This is a genomic window from Mesorhizobium kowhaii (assembly GCF_003253745.1).
GTDB classification, from domain to species: Bacteria; Pseudomonadota; Alphaproteobacteria; order Rhizobiales; family Rhizobiaceae; genus Mesorhizobium; species Mesorhizobium kowhaii.
This window is the reverse complement of the sequence record NZ_MZXV01000076.1, coordinates 291,970-309,893: the sequence shown is the minus strand read 5'-3', so window position 1 is coordinate 309,893 and position 17,924 is coordinate 291,970. Positions and strand designations below refer to the sequence as shown.

Here is a 17,924-nt window from a genome sequence, read left to right as displayed (position 1 = left end):
GGCCAAGGGAACTTCTAACAAAGTTCGAGCCGGGGTGTGCGTTAAAATCAGGGCTGGATCAAGGAATTTTCACCCTGTTCCTTTGATTGCACGAGGACGTTACTGCCGCAGCGCCGCGGAGATGGCGTCGAGGCCGCCGCTCAACTCCGCTTCCGTCGGCCAACCGAATCCGACGCGGAAGAAGCGTTTTTCCATTTCGAACCAGTGGCCGGGTCCGACATAGGCGCCATGGTTTTCCAGCAGGTTCACATAGAACCGGTCGAGATCGAAGCCGGGATCGACATTCAGGCGCGGGAAGCCGACGACACCGCCTTCGGGTCGCACCCAGTCGACCAGCGGCTCGCGGTCGATCCAGACCTGGACGATATCGCGGCGCCTGGCCATTTCGGGCAGCAGCCTTGCCAGGAAGGCGTCGCGACGCTGCAGCATGCCACGCGCGATGCCTTCGTCGATGACGCTGCCGCAGATGCCGATCTGCTCCTTGGCGGCGAGGAACTTCTCCTGAAGGTCCGCATCCCTGGTGATCAGCCAGCCGATGCGGATGCCGGGAATGCCGAAGGCCTTGGACAGCGACGAGACGCTGATCGCCTTCGGGCTCAGCGATGCCGCCGACGGCAGGCGCTTGCCATAGGAAAGGTCGCGGTAGGTCTCGTCGACCAGCAAATGGCAGTTCCTGCTTTCGGCGAGCGCGACCAGCGCATCGAGTTCGGCCCGGTCCATCATCGTGCCGGTCGGGTTGTGCGGGCAGGTGACGCTGATCAGCCTGGTGTTCGGCCGTATCGCCGCCGTGACTTGGCTGACATCGATGGCGAAGCCGTCCTCGAAGGCTAGGTCGACAAAGCTGATAGCGCAGCCGATCGCCCTTGGGGTCTCGATGTTGGTGGCGTAGTTGGGCCTGATGACGACGAGATGATCGCTCGCCGACAAAAGCGAGGTCGAGATGATGAACAGCGCGCCGGCAGCGCCGGCGGTGACAAGGACATCATCGGACGAGATGCCGGCATCCTGCGCCGCGATCAGCGCGCGCAACTCCTTGTCGCCGCGATGCTCGCCGTAAAAAAGCGTGAGATCGGGCAAGGACAGGCCGATGTCGGAGAGTTTCTGGTCGGCAATCGAGCTTTCGGAAAGATTGTAGCGGATCCGGTCATAGCCGTATTCTTCCGGCGCCTCTTTCTCGATCACCATCCTGGCGTAGTTCATGGCTCTCCCCCAAAAGAATCCGTCCGATTCATCCAAGCCACAAAAACATGAAGCCTGCCAAGGCGGATTCGCCGGCAGGCTCCAATCAATCCATTGGCTCAGCCTATTGGCTCAGTGCGGAATTGCCTCAGGCCGAAGCCTTGGCCTTCCTGCCCTTGACGACCGGCTTCGGGGCGGCCTTGCGGCCGAGGCCGATCGACTTCGCCAGCAGCGAACGCGAAGCGGCATAATTGGGAGCGACCATCGGATAATCCGACGGCAAGCCCCATTTGGCGCGATAGGCATCCGGCGTCAGGCCGAAATGCACGCCGAGGTGACGCTTCAGGGATTTGAACTTCTTGCCGTCTTCGAGGCAGATGATGAAGTCCGGTGTCACCGATTTCTTGGGGTTGACCGCCGGGACCAGCGGCGCCGCCACCGGCACCACCGGCTGGCCGAGCCCGCTTATCGAAGCGCTGACGCTGGCGATGAGATCGGCGAGACCTGAAACGGGCAAGCGGTTCTTCTCGACATAAGCGGACACGATATGAGCGGTCAGCTCGAGCAGGTCGATGTCTTTACGGGCGCTGTTGCTATCGTCGGTCAATCTATTTCTCCGTCTAAAGCGCATGACCTGAAAATCGGATTCGATTCCCGGAAAGGATCATGCGCAAAATCAAAATGCTGCGGCGTCCTTTGTGCATCCACGGGACGGGCGGCGTTGTTGTGGCGCGAAATTCCTAGTCGGCAAATCTGCGCAGCGCAATGACTTGATGCCGCGGCACACGTTATTTTGAACAACTATATTAAACAATAATAATATCAGACTATCAGCGCCTTGTCGCGCCACAAACGAAAGCCGCCTTCGAAGGCGCGTGTGTTGTCGCCGCGCCTCGAGTCGGTGGGCAATTCATCGAGCTTGTCGACATTGCCGCCGCCAATGACGACATAGTCAGGCTGCATGGCGGCGCGGAGCCGGTCGACGACGTCGAACACATATTTGCGCCATCTCTTCTTGCCGCGCTTTTCCAGCCCGCGTTCGCCGACATAGTCCTCGAAACTCCTGCCCTTCTTGTAGGGAAGGTGGGCGAGTTCCATCGGCTGGGCGACATTGTCGACGATCATCGCCGCGCCGAGGCCGGTTCCCAGTCCGATGAACAGCATGCGGCCGCCCTCATAGCTGCCGATGGCCTGCATCAGCGCGTCGTTGACCACCTTCACCGGCTTGCCGAACTGCGCGGCGAAATCGTAGCCGGCCCAACCCTTGCCGAGATTGGCAGGATCGGTGAGCGGCCTGTTGTGGTTGACCGGGCCGGGGTAGCCCATCGAGATGACGTCGTAGGACAGGCCTTCGGCGAGCTTCTTGACCGCATCGGTCATCTGCTGCGGCGTCAGGCCAGGTCCCGAGTCGGCGCGGCGCTCCGCACCGCCGGCGCTCGAGAGGATCTTGACGTGCGAGCCGCCAATATCGATCGAAAGCACGATCTTCTCAGCGTCCGATGCAGGCTGCTTCATCGCCTTGGCCATTGTGCCACCTCCACTCACTTTACCGGATCGATCCAGCCATTGGGCGGCCCGAACCCGGCCATCACGTCCGCCGGACCCCATGTGAGCGGTTCATAGAGGTCCGGCGGCGTGGTGTCGCCAAGCACCGGGCCGACGATGCGCCAGGCCAGCTCGCTGGCGTCCTGGCGGGTGAACAGCTGGCCGTTGCCGTTCATGGCATCGCCGATCAGCCGCTCATAGGGCGGCATGTCGCTCTTGCTGTCGTCAAGCGCCGTCAGTTCGACCTGTTCGCCGATCATGTCGTCGCCCGGCGCCTTGCGCTGGGCGCCGATGGCGATCACCACTTGCGGATCGATGCGGAAGCGGACGTAGTTCTGGTCGGCGGGCTTGATCGGGTCGAAGACGTCGAGCGGCGGCCGCTTCAGCCGCACCACCACCTCGGTGACATGCACGGGCATGTTCTTGCCGGCGCGGATGAAGAACGGCACATCCTGCCAGCGCCAGGTGTCGACGAAGAAACGCACCGCCGCAAAGGTCTCGACCGGTGAGTTCGGCGCCACGCCGGGTTCGGCGAGATAGCCGGTGAACTGGCCGCGCACGACATCGTCCTTCGTCAGCGTGCGGATCGCGCGCAGCACCTGCACCTTCTCGTCGATCAAATCGTCGGCCGAACGGCCGACAGGCGGCTCCATGGCAAGCAGCAACAGGATGTTGAGCAGATGGTTCTCGATGACGTCCCTGATACAGCCGACATCGTCATAGAAGCGGCCACGCCCCTCGACGCCGAAATCCTCGGCCATGGTGATCTGCACGCTCTCGACGAAGTTGCGGTTCCAGATCGGCTCGAGGAAGGAATTGGCGAAGCGGAAATAGAGCAGGTTCTGGATCGCTTCCTTGCCGAGATAATGGTCGATGCGGAAGATCGACTGTTCGTCGAACACCAGATGCAGGACCCGGTTCAGCCAGCGCGCCGATTGCAGGTCGTGGCCGAAGGGCTTTTCCACCATCAGCCGCGCGCCATGCGCCGTGCCCGATTGCTCGAGCCCCTGGACGACGGTCTCGAACATGGTCGGCGGCACGGCCATGTAATGCAGCGGCCGCTGGGCGGTGCCGAGCGCGTTTTTCAGTTTCTCGAACGTCGCCGGATCGCGGTAGTCGCCGCTGACGTAGCGCAGCAGCGACGCGAACTTGGCGAACACCTTTTCGTCGATCTTGCCGAGCGCATCGACGATGCCGTCGCGGGCGCGCGCCTGCAATTGCTTGAGGTCCCAGGCGTCGAACGCGACGCCGATCACCGGTTCGGTCAGCGTGCCCTTGGCGACCATCTGGTAAAGCGCTGGAAATATTTTCTTGTGGGCGAGGTCGCCGGTCGCTCCGAAGAGCACCAGCGTATCGGACCGTTCCTGGCTCATCAAATTGTCTCCCCTGCCGGCTGTCACGAGCCGGACTTCGGCTTTTCGACATGGCCGCCAAACGCATAGCGCATGGCGGACAGAAGCTTGTCGGCGAATTCGGATTCGCCTTGCGAGGAGAAGCGGTCGAACAGCGCCGAGGACAGCACCGGCGCCGGCACGCCGGTGTCGATCGCCGCCTTCAGCGTCCAGCGGCCTTCGCCGGAATCCGAGACGCGGCCGCCGAAACTCGCCAGCGAGGCGTCTGACTTGAGCGCGCCGGCGGTCAGGTCGAGCAGCCAGGAGCCGATGACGCTGCCATGCCGCCAGACCTCGGCGACGTTGGCGAGGTCGAAGTCGAACTGATAATATTCCGGGTTCTGCAGTGGGCTGGTCTCGGCGTCGGCGGCGCGCTTGACCTTGCCGGCATTGCCGGCCTTGAGGATGTTCATGCCCTCGGCGTAGGCGGCCATGACGCCGTATTCGATGCCGTTGTGGATCATCTTGACGAAATGGCCAGCACCGCTCGGGCCGCAATGCAGATAGCCGAAGGGTGCCGTGCCGGCGGCGGCCTTGTCGGGAGCGGGCGCGCCGGCATCGGCGCCGGGCGCCAGCGTGGCAAAGATCGAATCGAGATGCTGGACCGCCTCGTCAGGCCCGCCGATCATCAGGCAGTAGCCGCGATCGAGGCCCCAGACGCCGCCACTGGTGCCGACATCGACATAGCTGATGCCCTTGTCCCTGAGCTTCGCCGCCCGGTCGACGTCGTCATGGTAATAGGAATTGCCGCCGTCGATGATAATGTCGCCGGGTTCCATCAGGGCGGCGACCTGATCGACGATCTTGCCGGTGATTGCAGCCGGCAGCATCAGCCAGACGCAGCGCGGCTTGGCCAGCTTGCCGACGAATTCCGCAAGGGATGCCGCTCCCGACGCACCGTCGGTTACGAGCGCGGCGACGCTGGCCGGGTTGATGTCATAGACGACGCATTGGTGGCCGTCGCGCATCAGGCGCCGGACCATGTTGGCGCCCATCCGGCCCAGTCCCATCATTCCGATCTGCATGGTTTCGTCCCTGTTTCCTGGAGATTTACGGGGTTTGTCGAGGAAGGATCGACTGGCTATCCTGCTCGCCTGATATGACGGAGAAGTCGACATTCTCCCAATCACCGGCTCCGGACCAGAAAAAAGTGAAGATCAGCGTGCTTCCGCTGGGGAGGTTGGCCGTGGGCAGATCGGCAAGATGGATGCCGAAAGCGTTCTCTGTCGTCTGACTGTCGACGGCGGTTGCCCAATTGTCGGTGCTCCAGCGAACCGTCGCCGGGGCCAGCAGCTCGACGCGCAGCGTCTTGCCGGCCGGGATCGTGCGGATCTTGTTGTTGAACCGCCATGTCCTGAGCGGCGATACAGTCTTGTCCTCGATGTAGCGCTTGACGCCTTGCGGCGGCATGTCGAAGACCGCGCCGTCGCGCAGCGAGCGCAACAGCTTGATATACTCCGAATGCGCCCAGACCAGCGGCATGGCGCTGCCCGAGGGACGACCGTGCAGCAGTTCGCGCTCAGCCAGGTCGGCGCCGTCCCAGACCTGTTCGGGCAACAGGCCGCCCGGTCCGGCCGAACCTTCCAGCGCGGCCAGCAGGCTCGCCGCCTTGTCCTTGCGCCCCGCCGCCAGCTCGTAATGGGCGCGTTCGCCGGCCAGCAACGGCCAGGGCCGGCCCTGGCCGGTGCCGTCGAACGGCGCTCCATCCTCGTGTTCGCCATAGCCATCGCCATTGTAGCGGTACCAGAGCGGTCCCTGCGGCAGGTCGCAGCGCAATTGCGCATCGATGACCTTGACCGTGTCGACGATGCGCGGATCATCCGCTGCCCTCAGGCCAAACCGGACGAGCGCCAGCGCGTCCGGGCTGACGATTGCCTCGGCTGGACGGTCGGTATCGCCGGGCGGCCGGTTCTTGATCGGGACATAGCCGTCCTTCGGCGAACCGGCCTCGGCGCTGTCGGGCGGTGCGATGCGGACGTAGTAGCCGTCGACGCCGGCTTGCCGGCAGAGTGCCGTGCCGGTGACATAGGTCCAGCGCTCGACCTGGTCGTTCCAGACATCGGCGGTCTCGCGCAGATAGGCCGCCGCGCTCTGCTTGCCGCAGGCGTCGAGCAGGTCCGCTGCGGCGAGCAGTGCGGCGATCTCGACGGCCAGCGTGAACGGGCTGTAGCCGGCATCCTCCTCCCAGCGATCCTCGCCGGTGACGGGTCCGTTGCGCACGACATAGCTGGCGGCGCGCTCGATCATTGGCAGGAAGGCTGCGAGCCTGGCACGCGGCAGGTGTCCTGCGCGATGCAGCGCATCGGCCAGCAGCAGCGGGAAGGCGCATTCGTCCATCTGGATGCCTGGCCAATAGGCCGATCCATCGAGCCAGGCGTTCTGCGGCCAGCGTCCGTCCGGCTGCTGGATGGAGTGCAGATAGTCAAGGATTTGCAGGGCCGACGCGGCGTCGCCGGCAGCGAGAAAGCCACCTGCCGTTTCGACCAGATCGCGCGGCCAGACCAGATGATAGCCGCCGAGATCGTCGTCGCCCTTGTTGAAGCCCCACGGAATCGAAAGGCTGGCGACCGCCGCACCCGGCACGGCGATCGACCGGTGCGTCGCCAGGACAGCGGTCGAGACGCGATAGAAGTTGATCCCGGATGCGGCATGCCGGTCCAGCGGCAGCAGGCCCTTTTGCCATTTGCGCCATTTCTCGACGTAGGATTTTGCGGCGGGCTCAAAGCCTCGTTTCAGGCTGGCGAAGGCATTTTCAGCAGCCTCGTCGGGCGTCGCGCCAAAACCCAACGCCAGCAACGCTTTTGACTTGCCAGTAGAAAAACCGATCTCGCCGGTCAGCGCGACATTGCCGTCCTCGGCCCGCCGGCAAGTCGGATCGAGTTTGCCGGTGTTGTGGAGCTGCTGCCAGCCGTCGGAGGCGCCGACATAGCCGGCCGAGCAGCTTCGCCAGGGCAGCGACGAGGCCAGCGCCAGGCAGGTGCCGCGCCCCGTGGCGAACAGCACAGGCTTTCCCTTGTGGTCACCGACCCAGGCGGTGTTTCCCATGCCGGCATTGACCAGATGCGGCGCCAGCAAGGCGTAGACACGGTAGTCGCTGGCGGCACCCTTGAGCGGTGTGAAAACGATCTCCTGCAGCAAAGCGGGCCGCGCCGGGTCGGCGAGGATGCTCTTTTCGATCCGATAGGCGCCGTCGCCGGCGGTGTTGACCAGCCTGTAGGCCGGCACGCCGTTCTCGAATGGTTCGATGGCGTGCGCGGCATCGCGCTTCTCTTCGGAGAAATAGCCGTCGGGGCCGGTGACGATCAGGCCGAAATCGCGCGTGCAGGCGCTGTCGAGGCGCGGATAGTAGATCTCGTTGAGGATGCCATGGCTGATCGTGAACCAGATCTGGCCGGCCGGCGAAAGGGACGTTCCGACGCCACTCTTGGCGCTTGACGTCCAGCGGGCCGGAATTCCCGGGGCGCCCGGAGCAACGGTTGGCGTCACTGGCATTCTATCGCGGTCTCCTGACCCTTCCCTAGACCAGGACGCGAACCCTTTTCAATCATTGCACTGCAAAGTGATCGCCACCGCCAATGGCGTCCTCGTTGACAGCGGCGCCGCGTAGCGTCCACTATTCCCGGCACGGGAGGATCGCGAAGCCATGCCGGAGGTGTCCCTGGTCCTGATCGACCGGTTGCTGGCGATTTCGCGGGCGCTTGCCGGCCATATCGATCCCGGCACGGCGTTTCGCGCGACAGCCATCGAGATCGGCACGCTCATTCCGCACGACCACATGGATCTGGCGGTGCTGTCGCATGACGGGCGCAGGCACGCCTGTTATGAAGCCGGCTTCCACACCAGCTGGAGCGAGCTTGCCCAGCATCCGCTGCCGACCGAAGTCAGCCCGATCCGCTCGGTGCTGTGGGGCGAGGTGCCCTACCTGCTTGCCGACGACGCGCTGCGCGACCAGCGCTTCCATTTCGCCACGGCCATTGACGGGCCGATCTTCGCCGCCAGGCTGCGCAGCCGCATCGTCGTGCCGCTCAGGGCACGCGGCGGCATCATCGGCGCCCTCAACATCAGCCGGCACGAGGTCGGCTGCTACACGCTTGCCGATGTCGCGGTCGCCCAGCAATGCGCCGATCTGATCGCGCCCTATATCTTCGCGCTGATCCAGACCGAGGAGGCGCGCCGCGCCATGCTTGCCGAGAGCGAGGCGCGCAATCGTGTCGAATTGCTGCGCGTCGGCGCCTCTCAGCTGACCGAAGGCATGGAGCGCGAACGCCGGCGCATGGCCATGGATTTGCATGACCAGACGCTTGCCGACCTAGCCCGCATCGCCCGCCAGCTTTCGGCCTTGCGCGGCCAGGGCGTGGCGCGGGCGGCGCAGCTTGCCGACCTCGAGCAGGAGGTCGCCGGCTGCTTGACGGAACTGCGCCACATCGTCGACGACATGCGGCCGAGTGTGCTCGAACTGTTCGGCCTGCGCGACGCGGTCGAAGCGCATCTCAACCGCAGCGTCGCCAGAGCCAAGCCGCCGATCGCCGTGCGCATCGCGGACACCAGTGACGGCGGCGCCGACAGCCTGCCGGAGCCCGTCCGCACCGCGCTCTACCGGATCGTCCAGGAAGCGATCAACAATGCCGTTCGTCACGCCGCGCCGCGCCGCATCGATGTTTTGCTGGCGTCGACCGCGAGCGTCCTGCGGGTGATCGTCACCGATGACGGCCAGGGCTGCGGCACCGTCGATCCGGCCGCCCATGGCGGTATTGGCCACATGCACACGCGGGCAGCCCTTATCGGCGCGCGGCTGCGCATCGGGCAGGCCGGCCGCAAGAGCGGCGGCACCCGTGTCGTCGTCGAGATCGACCGCCAGCCGTCGCGGGAATTGCCGGTTGCGGCGGCCGCAACGGTGCCCGGTCAGCTCGCCGTGTCGGAGGCCATGTGATGCTTGTGATGATCGCCGAAAATGACGGGCTGCACCGCACATTCGCGCGTCGCACCGTCGAGCAATTGTGGCCCGGCGACGTCGAGGTGATCGAAGCGAGCGACGGCGAAGACGCCATCAACCTGGCGGCCGAGCGCGAGCCGCCGCATGTCGTGCTCGATCTGCAGATGCCGAAGGCAACGGGGATCGAGGTTGCCAGGGCGATCTGGAACCGCCGCGCCGGCACGCACATCCTGTTCTGGTCGAATTTCGCCGACGAGGCCTATGTGCGCGGCGTGGCGCGCATCGTGCCGCCCGGCTCGGTCTATGGCTATGTGCTCAAATCGGCGACGGAGGAAGGCATGCGCTCGGCCCTGCGCGGCGTTTTCCGCGAAGGCCACTGCATCATCGACCGCGAGATCCGCGGCATCCAGCACCGCGTCCAGGACAAGTTCGAGGGCATCACCGACGGCGAGTATGAAAGCCTGATCGACATCGCGCTCGGCCTGACCGACCGGGCGATTGCGGCGCGCCGCGGCCTGTCGATCCGCGGAGCGCAGAGCCGCATCAAGCATGTCTATGACAAGCTCGGCATCGTGCCGGCGGAGGACGGCGCCAGCGATGCTTCCGTGTTCAACTCGCGGACGCGGGCGATCTATCTCGCGATGGCGCGCGGCCTGATCAACATCGACGCGCTGCGCCGCGAGCAGGACCGGCTCGATGCCTGGCTGGCGCAGGCGCCGCCCGAGCACTAATTCTAGCCAGGGACGACTGTGCAAATGCACAGTCGTCCCTGCGCTTTGACCCGTATCGCCACGCCGGTGCCGCAACTACCTTCGATCCCCAACAAGAAAACATATCGGGGAAGCGCTCATGCCATTCGTCACCATGCGGATTCGCACGGCTGCTCACGCCGCCGGGAGCCAGTGATGTCGGCGTCGGCGCGAGCCCGCCATCCCGGCTTCGACGACGTCGTCGGCGATGCGACGATCGAAACGCTGGCGAGTGGCTTCGGTTTCCTCGAAGGGCCGGTGTGGCATCCCTACGAGAAGTGGCTGGTCTTTTCCGACATTCCGGAAAGCCGCATGTACCGGCGCAGCGCCGCGGGCGAGATCGAGCTGTTCCGTGAGCCCAGCCACAAGGCCAATGGCAACACGCTGGACCGGCAGGGGCGGCTGGTCACCTGCGAGCACGCGACGAGCCGGGTGACCCGCGCCGAGCCCAACGGCAGCGTGACCGTGCTTGCCACACACCACCAGGACAAGCAGCTCAACAGCCCGAACGACATCGTCGTTGCCACCGGCGGATCGATCTACTTCACCGATCCGGGCTATGGCAGGGTGGAATTCTACGGCGTGCCGCGGCCGCAGGAGTTGTCCTTCCAGGGTGTCTACCGCATCGATGGCGATGGCACCCGGCTGACATTGCTGGCCGATGATTTCGTCCAGCCGAACGGGCTTTGTTTTTCGCTGGACGAGTCGCGGCTGTTCATCAACGACACCGAACGCGGACACATCAGGGTGTTCGGGGTCGAGGCGGATGGCGATCTCAACGGCGGTGCGGTGTGGGCGGTGACCGAGGGCGACGGGCCGGGAGCGCCAGACGGCATGAAGATCGACAGCCGCGGCAACGTCTATTGCACCGGCCCCGGCGGCATCCATGTCTTCGACGGCTCGGGCGCCATTCTGGGTGTCATCCGGACGCCGGAAGACTGCGCGAATTTCACCTTCGGCGACGACGACCTGAGGAGCCTCTACATCGCCGCATCGACGTCGCTGTACCGGCTCCGGGTGCGCGTGCCGGGATTGAGACTGTTTTGAGTTCGGGACCGTCCGTGCTCAAATCAGATTGGGAGTGAGGCCGGGGTCAAAACCGGCGGGAACTGCAGCAGTAAACATCATCTGGGAGGATTACGACATGAAGAAACTGTTCGTCTTGGGCGCCTTGGCGGCAATGCTCGCCTCGGGCACCGCACTGGCCGACACCAGTGGCAAGAAGATCGCCTTCTCCAACAACTATGCCGGCAATTCCTGGCGGCAGGCTATGCTCGACAGCTATGGCATCGTCACCAAGAAGGCGGTCGCGGACAAGGTCGTCGGCGCAGCCGATATCTTCACCACCGCCGACAAGGAAGTGCCGACGCAGGCGGCCCAGGTGCAGAACCTGATCCTGCAGGGCTATGATGCGATCGTCATCAACGCCGCTTCCCCGGATGCACTCAACGGCGCCATCAAGCAGGCGTGTGACGCCGGCATCACCGTCGTTTCCTTCGACGGCACCGTGACCGAGCCTTGCGCCTATCGCGTCGTCGTCGACTTCAAGGACATGGGCAAGCAGGAAGTCGAGCAGATGGCCAAGTTCCAGCCCAAGGGCGGCAATCTGCTGGAAATCCGTGGCCTGGCCGGCACCTCGATCGACGATGCCATCCATGCCGGCATCCTCGAAGGTGTGGCCGCCCATCCCGAGTTCAAGATCGTCGGTTCGGTGACCGGCGACTGGGACCAGACGACGGCACAGAAGGCAGTTGCGACCATCCTGCCGTCGCTGCCGGACGTCGTCGGCATCGTCGACCAGGGCGGTGACGGCTATGGCGCGGCGCAGGCCTTTGCCGCCGCCGGCAAGCCGCGCCCGACCATCATCATGGGCAACCGCCAGGACGAATTGCAGTGGTGGAAGGAGCAGAAGGACAAGGACGGCTACAAGACGTGGTCGGCTTCGATCGCGCCGGGCGTCTCATCGCTGGCCTTCTGGGTGGCGCAGCAGGTGCTCGACGGTCGCACCGACATCCCGCACGATCTGCTGGTGCCGTATCTGGCCTTCACCCAAGACGATTTCGAAACCGAGCTGCCGAAGATCGTCAAGGGTGGCGTCGCCAGCCACGAGTACACGCAAGAGGACGCGATCGCGGCCATCAAAGCCAACATCAAGTGAGCGTCGGACAAGCGTTGCCGTCCGTATCGCCGAGCGGATATCGTTGAGCATGGTTGCAGGGAACGCTGACATCATCAGACTGAACGGCGCCGAAAAACATTTCGGCGCCGTTCGCGCGCTGGGCGGCGTGGATTTCCACGTTGGCCCCGGCGAATGCGTCGGCCTCGTCGGCCACAATGGCGCCGGCAAGTCGACCCTGATGCACATGGTGGCGGGCACGCTGATGCCCGACAGCGGCCAGATCGGCGTGCATGGCGGCATCGAGGACAATTACTCGGTGTCGCGGGCGCAGCAGCTCGGCATACGCTGCGTCTTCCAGGAATTGTCGCTGTGCCCCAATCTCAGCGTCGCCGAGAACACGCGCATCAACCACGCGTCGCTGCGCGGCTTCGGCTGGCGGCGCAAGGCAGCCGAACTGATCGCCGCCAAGCTCGACGAGATCTTTCCGGGCCACAGCATCTCGGCGGGCGACATTGTCGGCGACCTGTCGATCGGCCGGCGCCAGATGGTCGAGGTGGCGCGCGCCTTTACCGTCACCCAGGACCGGCTCGACCTCGTCATCCTCGACGAGCCGACATCGTCGCTCGACGCCCATACGGCCGGCCAGCTGCTGGCCTTCGTGCGCCGCTTCGTCGCCGGCGGCAAAAGCTGCATCCTGATCTCGCATGTGCTGGGCGAAGTGCTGCGGAACGCCGACCGCATCGTGGTGATGCGCGACGGCAAGGTGGTTGTCGCTGACGCTGCTGGTGCGTTCGACCGCGACCGGCTGGTGACGGCGATGGGCGGAGCGGAAGCGCGCCAGAAGATTGCCGCCGAAGTTGCCGCCGCCAAACCTGGAGCCAGTCCGTTGCGGGTGCGGGCGCGACCCGCCGGGCAGAAGGACGGCACCGACCTTGTCGCGTGCGCCGGCGAGGTCATCGGCCTTGCCGGGCTGGCTGGCCACGGCCAGACGGACCTGTTGCTGGCGATCTTCGGGGCGGCATCGCGCACCAAGGCCGGCATCGAGGTGACCGCGCCGGTGGCGCTGGTGGCCGGCGACCGCCAGTCAGACGGCATCTTCCCGCAATGGTCGATTGCGCAGAACATCGGCATCCGCTCGCTGGCGCGTTTGCGCACTGGGCTGCTGATCTCGCCGCAGAGCGAGGCCGAGCTGGCTGCATTCTGGCAGAAGAAGATCGGCATCCGCACGCCGGACATGAACAACAACATCCTCTCGCTGTCAGGCGGTAACCAGCAGAAGGCGCTGTTTGCCCGGGCGCTCGGCTCCGACGCTGGGATCGTGCTGATGGACGACCCGATGCGCGGCGTCGATATCGGCACCAAGCTCGAGGTCTACGAGCTCGTGCGCGAAGAGGCTAGGCGCGGCCGCACCTTCCTCTGGTACACCACGGAAACCGAAGAGCTCGACAATTGCGACCACATTTATGTCTTCAAGAACGGCCGCATCGTCGCCAATCTGCGTCGCGACGAACTGACCGAAGAGAAGATCATCCAGTCCTCGTTCGGCGATGCGGCCTGAGATGACGGCCGCCAGCCTCGACACCACCGCCAAGACTTCCGCCGAGCGTGGCGCGCTGGCGCGCGCGCGCCTGCTGCGCGGGCTGCTGCCGGCGCTGTCGCTGGCGCTGGTGCTGCTCGCCATCGCCTGGCTCAACCCGCGCGCCATCAGCTATTTCGGCTTCAGCCTGATGCTGAACCTGGCGATCCCGATCGCGCTGGCGACGATCGCGCAGATGTTCGTCATCGCCGGCAACGAGCTGGACCTGTCGATCGGCACCTTCGTCGGTTTCGTCGGCTGCGTCACCGCGACCTGGCTGAAGGACGCGCCGCTCGTTGGCGTCGTCATCCTGCTCGGGTCGATCGGCGTCTATGCGCTGCTCGGCGCGCTGATCCATCTGCGCAACCTGCCCTCGATCGTGGTGACGCTCGGCATGAGTTTCGTCTGGCAGGGGCTGGCCATTCTCGTCCTGCCCAAACCCGGCGGCAAGGCACCGGACTGGCTGCTGGCGTTCATGGCATTCAAGCCGCCTTTCGTGCCATTCCCGATCATTGCCGCACTGCTGATCGGCCTCATCGTTCATTTCGGCCTGATGCGCACCTCCTACGGCGTGATCCTGCGCGGCTCCGGTGGCAATCCGGCAGCGCTCGGGCGCGCCGGCTGGTCGCTGCTCAAGACCAAGATCGTGCTGTTTGCGCTGGCCGGCCTGTTCGGCGTGCTGTCGGGCATGGCGCTGATCGGCATCACCACTTCGGCCGATGCCAATATCGGCAATGGCTACACACTGCTGGCGATCGCCGGCGTCATCCTCGGCGGCGGCGAGTTCGTCGGCGGCCGGGTGTCGCCGATCGGCGCGGTGATCGGCGCGCTGACACTGGCGCTCGCCGCCTCGCCTCTGCTCACCTTCATGCACATTCCGCCCGACTGGCAGGTGGCCGCCAATGGCGCCATCCTTATCATCGTGCTGGCGGCCCGCGTCCTGATCAGCCGCAGGGAGAGGTAGCCATGGCCGTGTTGAAACCACTGCTTGCCAAACCCTGGATCTGGTCGTTCCTCGGCGCCTTGCTGGTGTGGCTGGCGACGATCGTCTTCACCGGTGGCTATGGCGCCGGCGGCATGGTTACGGCGGCGCTGTCGCTTGCGGTGTTTACCGTCATCGTCGGTGTCGGCCAGATGTTCGTCATCACGCTCGGGCCGGGCAATGTCGACCTGTCGCTGCCGGCCAATATCGGCCTTGCCAGTGCCGTCGCCATGAAGGTGATGGACGGCAACGACTCCATGATCGCGGTCGGGCTTTTGGCGGCGCTCGCCACGGGGGTTGCGATCGGCGCCGCCAACTATTTGCTGATCTGGGCGTTGCGCATCCCGCCGATCATCGCCACGCTGTCGGCCAGCTTCATCATCCAGTCGATCGACATCAGCTATGGGCGCGGGCTGCAGATCAAGCCGCCGCCGGGCTTCGCGGATTTCGCCAACTGGCAGGTGCTGGGCATTCCGGTGCTGGCGATCCTCACCGTGCTGTTCACCATCGGTGCGGCGATCGCGCTGCAGCGCATGATCTATGGCCGCTCGGTGCTGGCGATCGGCCAGAACATCCGTGCCGCATGGCTCGCCGGCGTCAATGTCGGCCGCATCCGCTTCCTCACCTACACGCTGTCGGGTGCGCTCGGCGGCATCGACGGGGCGCTGCTCGCTGGCTATTTCCGGGGCGCCAATGTCGACATCGGCAACGAGTATCTGCTGGCCTCGATCGCCGTCGTCGTCATCGGCGGCACATCGGTGGCTGGCGGCAAGGCCAACGTGCCGGGCGTCTGGGGCGCGGCCCTGTTCCTGGTGCTGCTGTTGACCATGCTCAACACGTTCGGCGTCAGCGCCGGCGTGCGGCTGCTGCTGACGGGGCTGATCATTGTCGGGGTGATCACGGCGGCGGGTGGGCAGAAGGCGCTGCGTTGAGGTGTGTTGATATTCAGGTGATGCCGGCCTGCAAACGGCGGGTTTCTGTGCTTCCGATGCTCACGTACCCGAATGTACGCTCCGCTCCGGTTCTCGAATCCCACCTTGTTTGGTCGCTTCGCGCCCGTCTTCGACTCCGGCTCGGCCTGACCTGAATCTCAACACACCTCCGAAAACCGCAGACGCCTCGACCCACGCCGGCGTGCAGATGCTCTCAGGCGCACGCTCTTCCCCGAGCTGATGTCGGGCCATTGAAGTATTCAAAGCTGGGAATCATTGTGCCAGGCCGGCATCGGGTTCCCATCCGCGTCATGGCGCTGTAAATCCGGTCCGCGCGGCCACGGCCGCTCACCATCGCTGGGAGGTTTTGCGTGTCCGATTTCCTGAAGGTCAGCCGGGACGGCGATGTCGCCATCGTCATCATCGACAATCCGCCGGTCAATGCGCTGAGCTTCCACGTTCGCGAACCGCTGATGCAGGCTCTGGTTGAGTTGCGGGATGATCCGTCGGTAGCGGCCATCGTCATCGCCTGTGCCGGCCGAACTTTCGTTGCCGGCGCCGACATCACTGAATTCGGCAAGCCGGTGCAGCAGCCCGAACTGCGCGCCATCGTGGCGACGCTTGAGACCATCGCCAAGCCGACAATCGCCGCCATTCACGGCACCGCGCTGGGTGGCGGCCTGGAGCTGGCGCTCGGCTGCCATTTTCGCGTCACTGATGCCGGCGCCAAGCTCGGCCTGCCGGAAGTAAAGCTCGGCCTTTTGCCGGGCGGCGGCGGCACGGTGCGGCTGCCGCGCCTTGTCGGCGCGCTGAAGGCGCTCAAGATGATCGTTTCCGGGGCGTCGATCGGTGCTGAAGAGGCGCATGCGGCCGGTCTGGTCGATGCCGTCTTCGAAGGCGATCTGACCACGCATGCCGTGAACTTCGCCAGGGAAATAGCCCGCAAGGGTGGTCCCTTCACGCCGGTGCGCGATCGCGATGAAGGGCTCAAGACAACTGACCTGGCCGCCTTCGACACCGAGGCAGCGGACCTTGCCAAGAAGGCGCGCGGCCTCGAGGCGCCGATCGCCTGCGCGCAGGCGGTGCGCAATGCCGTCACGCTGCACTTCGACGAAGCGCTGGCGGCGGAACGTGCGCTCTTCGTGAAGCTTGTCGCCAGCGACCAGTCGCGCGCGCAACGGCATCTGTTCTTCGCCGAACGTGAGGCGGCAAAGATTCCCGGCAAAGATTTCATCAAGCGCAGGATTGCCCGCGTCGGCGTCATCGGCGCCGGCACGATGGGCGGCGGCATCGCCATGGCCTTCGCCAATGGCGGCTATCCCGTCACCTTGCTGGAGACCAGCCAGGAGGCCTTGCGGCGCGGACTGGCGACCATCGACAAGAACTATGCCGTTTCCGTCACACGCGGCTCATTGACCGAAGACGCCAAGCGGCAGCGGCTCGCCCGGTTCACGGGATCCACCGACTATGCCGATCTCGCCGATTGCGACCTGATCGTCGAGGCGGTGTTCGAGGACATGACGGTCAAGAAGGAGGTTTTTGGCAGGCTCGAAGCGGCAGCCAAGCCGGGTGCGATCCTCGCCACCAACACCTCCTATCTCGACATCAACGAGATCGCCGCCTCGACCTCGCGCCCGCAGGATGTGCTCGGCCTGCATTTCTTCTCGCCGGCCAATGTCATGAAGCTCTTGGAGATCGTGCGGGCCGAGAAGACCGCGCCCGATGCGCTGGCTGCCGTCGTCGACCTGGCGCGGCGGATCGGCAAGGTGGCTGTCGTCGTCGGCGTCTGCCACGGTTTTGTCGGTAACCGCATGCTGGCGGCGCGTGGCGCCGAATCCGAGGCGCTTCTGCTCGAGGGCGCGACCCCGCGCCAGGTCGACCAGGCGTTCACCGATTTCGGCTGGCCGATGGGACCGTTCCAGATGGGCGATCTCGCCGGCCTCGACATCGGCTGGCGCAACCGCAAGGCGCGCGGCCAGACGGCCGTGATCGCAGACACGCTGTGCGAACAAGGACGTTTCGGCCAGAAGACCGGCCGCGGTTACTATCTCTACGAGGCCGGCGCACGCACCGCAGTGCCCGATCCCGAGGTCGAGGCGCTGATCCGCGACAAGGCGGCCGAAAAGGGCATCGCACTGAGGGCGGTCGGCGCGGAAGAAATCATCGAACGCACGCTCTATCCCCTGGTCAATGAGGGCGCCAGGATTCTGGAGGAAGGGATCGCGGCCCGCGCGTCAGACATCGATGTCGTCTGGGTCAACGGCTACGGCTTTCCCGTCGGCAAGGGCGGCCCGATGTTCTGGGCCGGACTTGAAGGGGCGGCCAAGATCATCGAGCGGCTCGAGTACTGGCATCAGCGCACCGGAAGGCAAGTCTTTAAACCGGCGCCGTTGCTCAAGCGAATGGCCGAGACCGGTTCCTGGGAAGCCGGGGAGTAGAGCGGTTCATCATCTTACGGAAACGCCGAACCGCTCTATCTCTTTGTTTTGACGCAATTCCCTGAGGGAAAGCGCTATGC

14 protein-coding genes are annotated in these 17,924 nt (G+C 64.9%); 8 read left to right on the top strand and 6 right to left on the bottom strand.

Annotated elements, in window-relative coordinates; genetic code table 11:
• Positions 1–99: 99 nt before the first annotated feature.
• The 6 genes from B5V02_RS35000 to B5V02_RS34975 all read right to left on the bottom strand — a co-directional run bounded on the left by B5V02_RS35000 (position 100) and on the right by B5V02_RS34975 (position 7,607).
• The gene (locus B5V02_RS35000) at positions 100–1,200 is read right to left on the bottom strand and encodes an aminotransferase class I/II-fold pyridoxal phosphate-dependent enzyme (RefSeq protein ID WP_111548497.1); all 1,101 of its coding nucleotides are present in this window, start codon (positions 1,198–1,200) and stop codon (positions 100–102) included.
• A 127-nt stretch (positions 1,201–1,327) separates the two neighbouring features.
• Positions 1,328–1,786: a Ros/MucR family transcriptional regulator gene (locus B5V02_RS34995; protein ID WP_111548496.1), complete on the bottom strand. Its 459-nt coding sequence runs from the start codon at positions 1,784–1,786 to the stop codon at positions 1,328–1,330.
• A gap of 215 nt (positions 1,787–2,001) precedes the next feature.
• Positions 2,002–2,706, bottom strand: a complete 705-nt coding sequence (locus tag B5V02_RS34990; RefSeq protein ID WP_111548495.1) for an ROK family protein — start codon at positions 2,704–2,706, stop codon at positions 2,002–2,004.
• Positions 2,707–2,720: 14 nt separating this feature from the next.
• A complete protein-coding gene (gene zwf, locus B5V02_RS34985) occupies positions 2,721–4,097 on the bottom strand; it encodes a glucose-6-phosphate dehydrogenase (protein WP_111548494.1) in 1,377 nt (458 codons plus the stop codon).
• A 23-nt stretch (positions 4,098–4,120) separates the two neighbouring features.
• Positions 4,121–5,140: a phosphogluconate dehydrogenase (NAD(+)-dependent, decarboxylating) gene (gnd, locus tag B5V02_RS34980; RefSeq protein WP_111548493.1), complete on the bottom strand. Its 1,020-nt coding sequence runs from the start codon at positions 5,138–5,140 to the stop codon at positions 4,121–4,123.
• A 25-nt stretch (positions 5,141–5,165) separates the two neighbouring features.
• Complete coding sequence (locus B5V02_RS34975) at positions 5,166–7,607, bottom strand: glucan 1,4-alpha-glucosidase (RefSeq protein WP_111548492.1); 2,442 nt, start codon at positions 7,605–7,607, stop codon at positions 5,166–5,168.
• Positions 7,608–7,758: 151 nt separating this feature from the next.
• Between B5V02_RS34975 and B5V02_RS34970 the strand changes: the two genes are divergently transcribed.
• The 8 genes from B5V02_RS34970 to B5V02_RS34935 all read left to right on the top strand — a co-directional run bounded on the left by B5V02_RS34970 (position 7,759) and on the right by B5V02_RS34935 (position 17,844).
• A complete protein-coding gene (locus B5V02_RS34970) occupies positions 7,759–9,045 on the top strand; it encodes a sensor histidine kinase (protein ID WP_111548491.1) in 1,287 nt (428 codons plus the stop codon).
• The gene (locus B5V02_RS34965; RefSeq protein ID WP_111548490.1) at positions 9,045–9,779 is read left to right on the top strand and encodes a response regulator transcription factor; all 735 of its coding nucleotides are present in this window, start codon (positions 9,045–9,047) and stop codon (positions 9,777–9,779) included. The genes B5V02_RS34970 and B5V02_RS34965 overlap by 1 nt, the downstream gene beginning before the upstream one ends.
• Positions 9,780–9,953: 174 nt before the next feature.
• Entirely contained in the window at positions 9,954–10,844 is an 891-nt protein-coding gene (locus B5V02_RS34960) for an SMP-30/gluconolactonase/LRE family protein (RefSeq protein ID WP_111548489.1), read from the top strand.
• Positions 10,845–10,941: 97 nt separating this feature from the next.
• Positions 10,942–11,955, top strand: a complete 1,014-nt coding sequence (locus tag B5V02_RS34955; protein ID WP_111548488.1) for a substrate-binding domain-containing protein — start codon at positions 10,942–10,944, stop codon at positions 11,953–11,955.
• 49 nt (positions 11,956–12,004) lie between these two features.
• A complete protein-coding gene (locus tag B5V02_RS34950) occupies positions 12,005–13,474 on the top strand; it encodes a sugar ABC transporter ATP-binding protein (RefSeq protein WP_111548487.1) in 1,470 nt (489 codons plus the stop codon).
• Between the two features lies 1 nt (position 13,475).
• Complete coding sequence (locus B5V02_RS34945; protein ID WP_167458791.1) at positions 13,476–14,456, top strand: ABC transporter permease; 981 nt, start codon at positions 13,476–13,478, stop codon at positions 14,454–14,456.
• 2 nt (positions 14,457–14,458) lie between these two features.
• Positions 14,459–15,406, top strand: coding sequence for an ABC transporter permease (locus B5V02_RS34940; RefSeq protein WP_111548485.1), 948 nt, complete (start codon positions 14,459–14,461; stop codon positions 15,404–15,406).
• Positions 15,407–15,777: 371 nt separating this feature from the next.
• Positions 15,778–17,844 (top strand): 3-hydroxyacyl-CoA dehydrogenase NAD-binding domain-containing protein, encoded by a 2,067-nt coding sequence (locus B5V02_RS34935; protein ID WP_111548484.1) that lies wholly within the window; start codon positions 15,778–15,780, stop codon positions 17,842–17,844.
• The last annotated feature ends 80 nt before the right edge of the window (positions 17,845–17,924 follow it).

Coding starts and splice junctions, on each gene's coding strand:
- B5V02_RS34975 (WP_111548492.1), bottom strand. CDS start 7,607: ATGCCAGTGACGCCAACCGTTGCTCCGGGCGCCCCGGGAATTCCGGCC.
- B5V02_RS34970 (WP_111548491.1), top strand. CDS start 7,759: ATGCCGGAGGTGTCCCTGGTCCTGATCGACCGGTTGCTGGCGATTTCG.
- B5V02_RS34990 (WP_111548495.1), bottom strand. CDS start 2,706: ATGGCCAAGGCGATGAAGCAGCCTGCATCGGACGCTGAGAAGATCGTG.
- B5V02_RS35000 (WP_111548497.1), bottom strand. CDS start 1,200: ATGAACTACGCCAGGATGGTGATCGAGAAAGAGGCGCCGGAAGAATAC.
- zwf (WP_111548494.1), bottom strand. CDS start 4,097: ATGAGCCAGGAACGGTCCGATACGCTGGTGCTCTTCGGAGCGACCGGC.
- B5V02_RS34965 (WP_111548490.1), top strand. CDS start 9,045: ATGCTTGTGATGATCGCCGAAAATGACGGGCTGCACCGCACATTCGCG.
- B5V02_RS34950 (WP_111548487.1), top strand. CDS start 12,005: ATGGTTGCAGGGAACGCTGACATCATCAGACTGAACGGCGCCGAAAAA.
- gnd (WP_111548493.1), bottom strand. CDS start 5,140: ATGCAGATCGGAATGATGGGACTGGGCCGGATGGGCGCCAACATGGTC.
- B5V02_RS34945 (WP_167458791.1), top strand. CDS start 13,476: ATGACGGCCGCCAGCCTCGACACCACCGCCAAGACTTCCGCCGAGCGT.
- B5V02_RS34940 (WP_111548485.1), top strand. CDS start 14,459: ATGGCCGTGTTGAAACCACTGCTTGCCAAACCCTGGATCTGGTCGTTC.
- B5V02_RS34960 (WP_111548489.1), top strand. CDS start 9,954: ATGTCGGCGTCGGCGCGAGCCCGCCATCCCGGCTTCGACGACGTCGTC.
- B5V02_RS34955 (WP_111548488.1), top strand. CDS start 10,942: ATGAAGAAACTGTTCGTCTTGGGCGCCTTGGCGGCAATGCTCGCCTCG.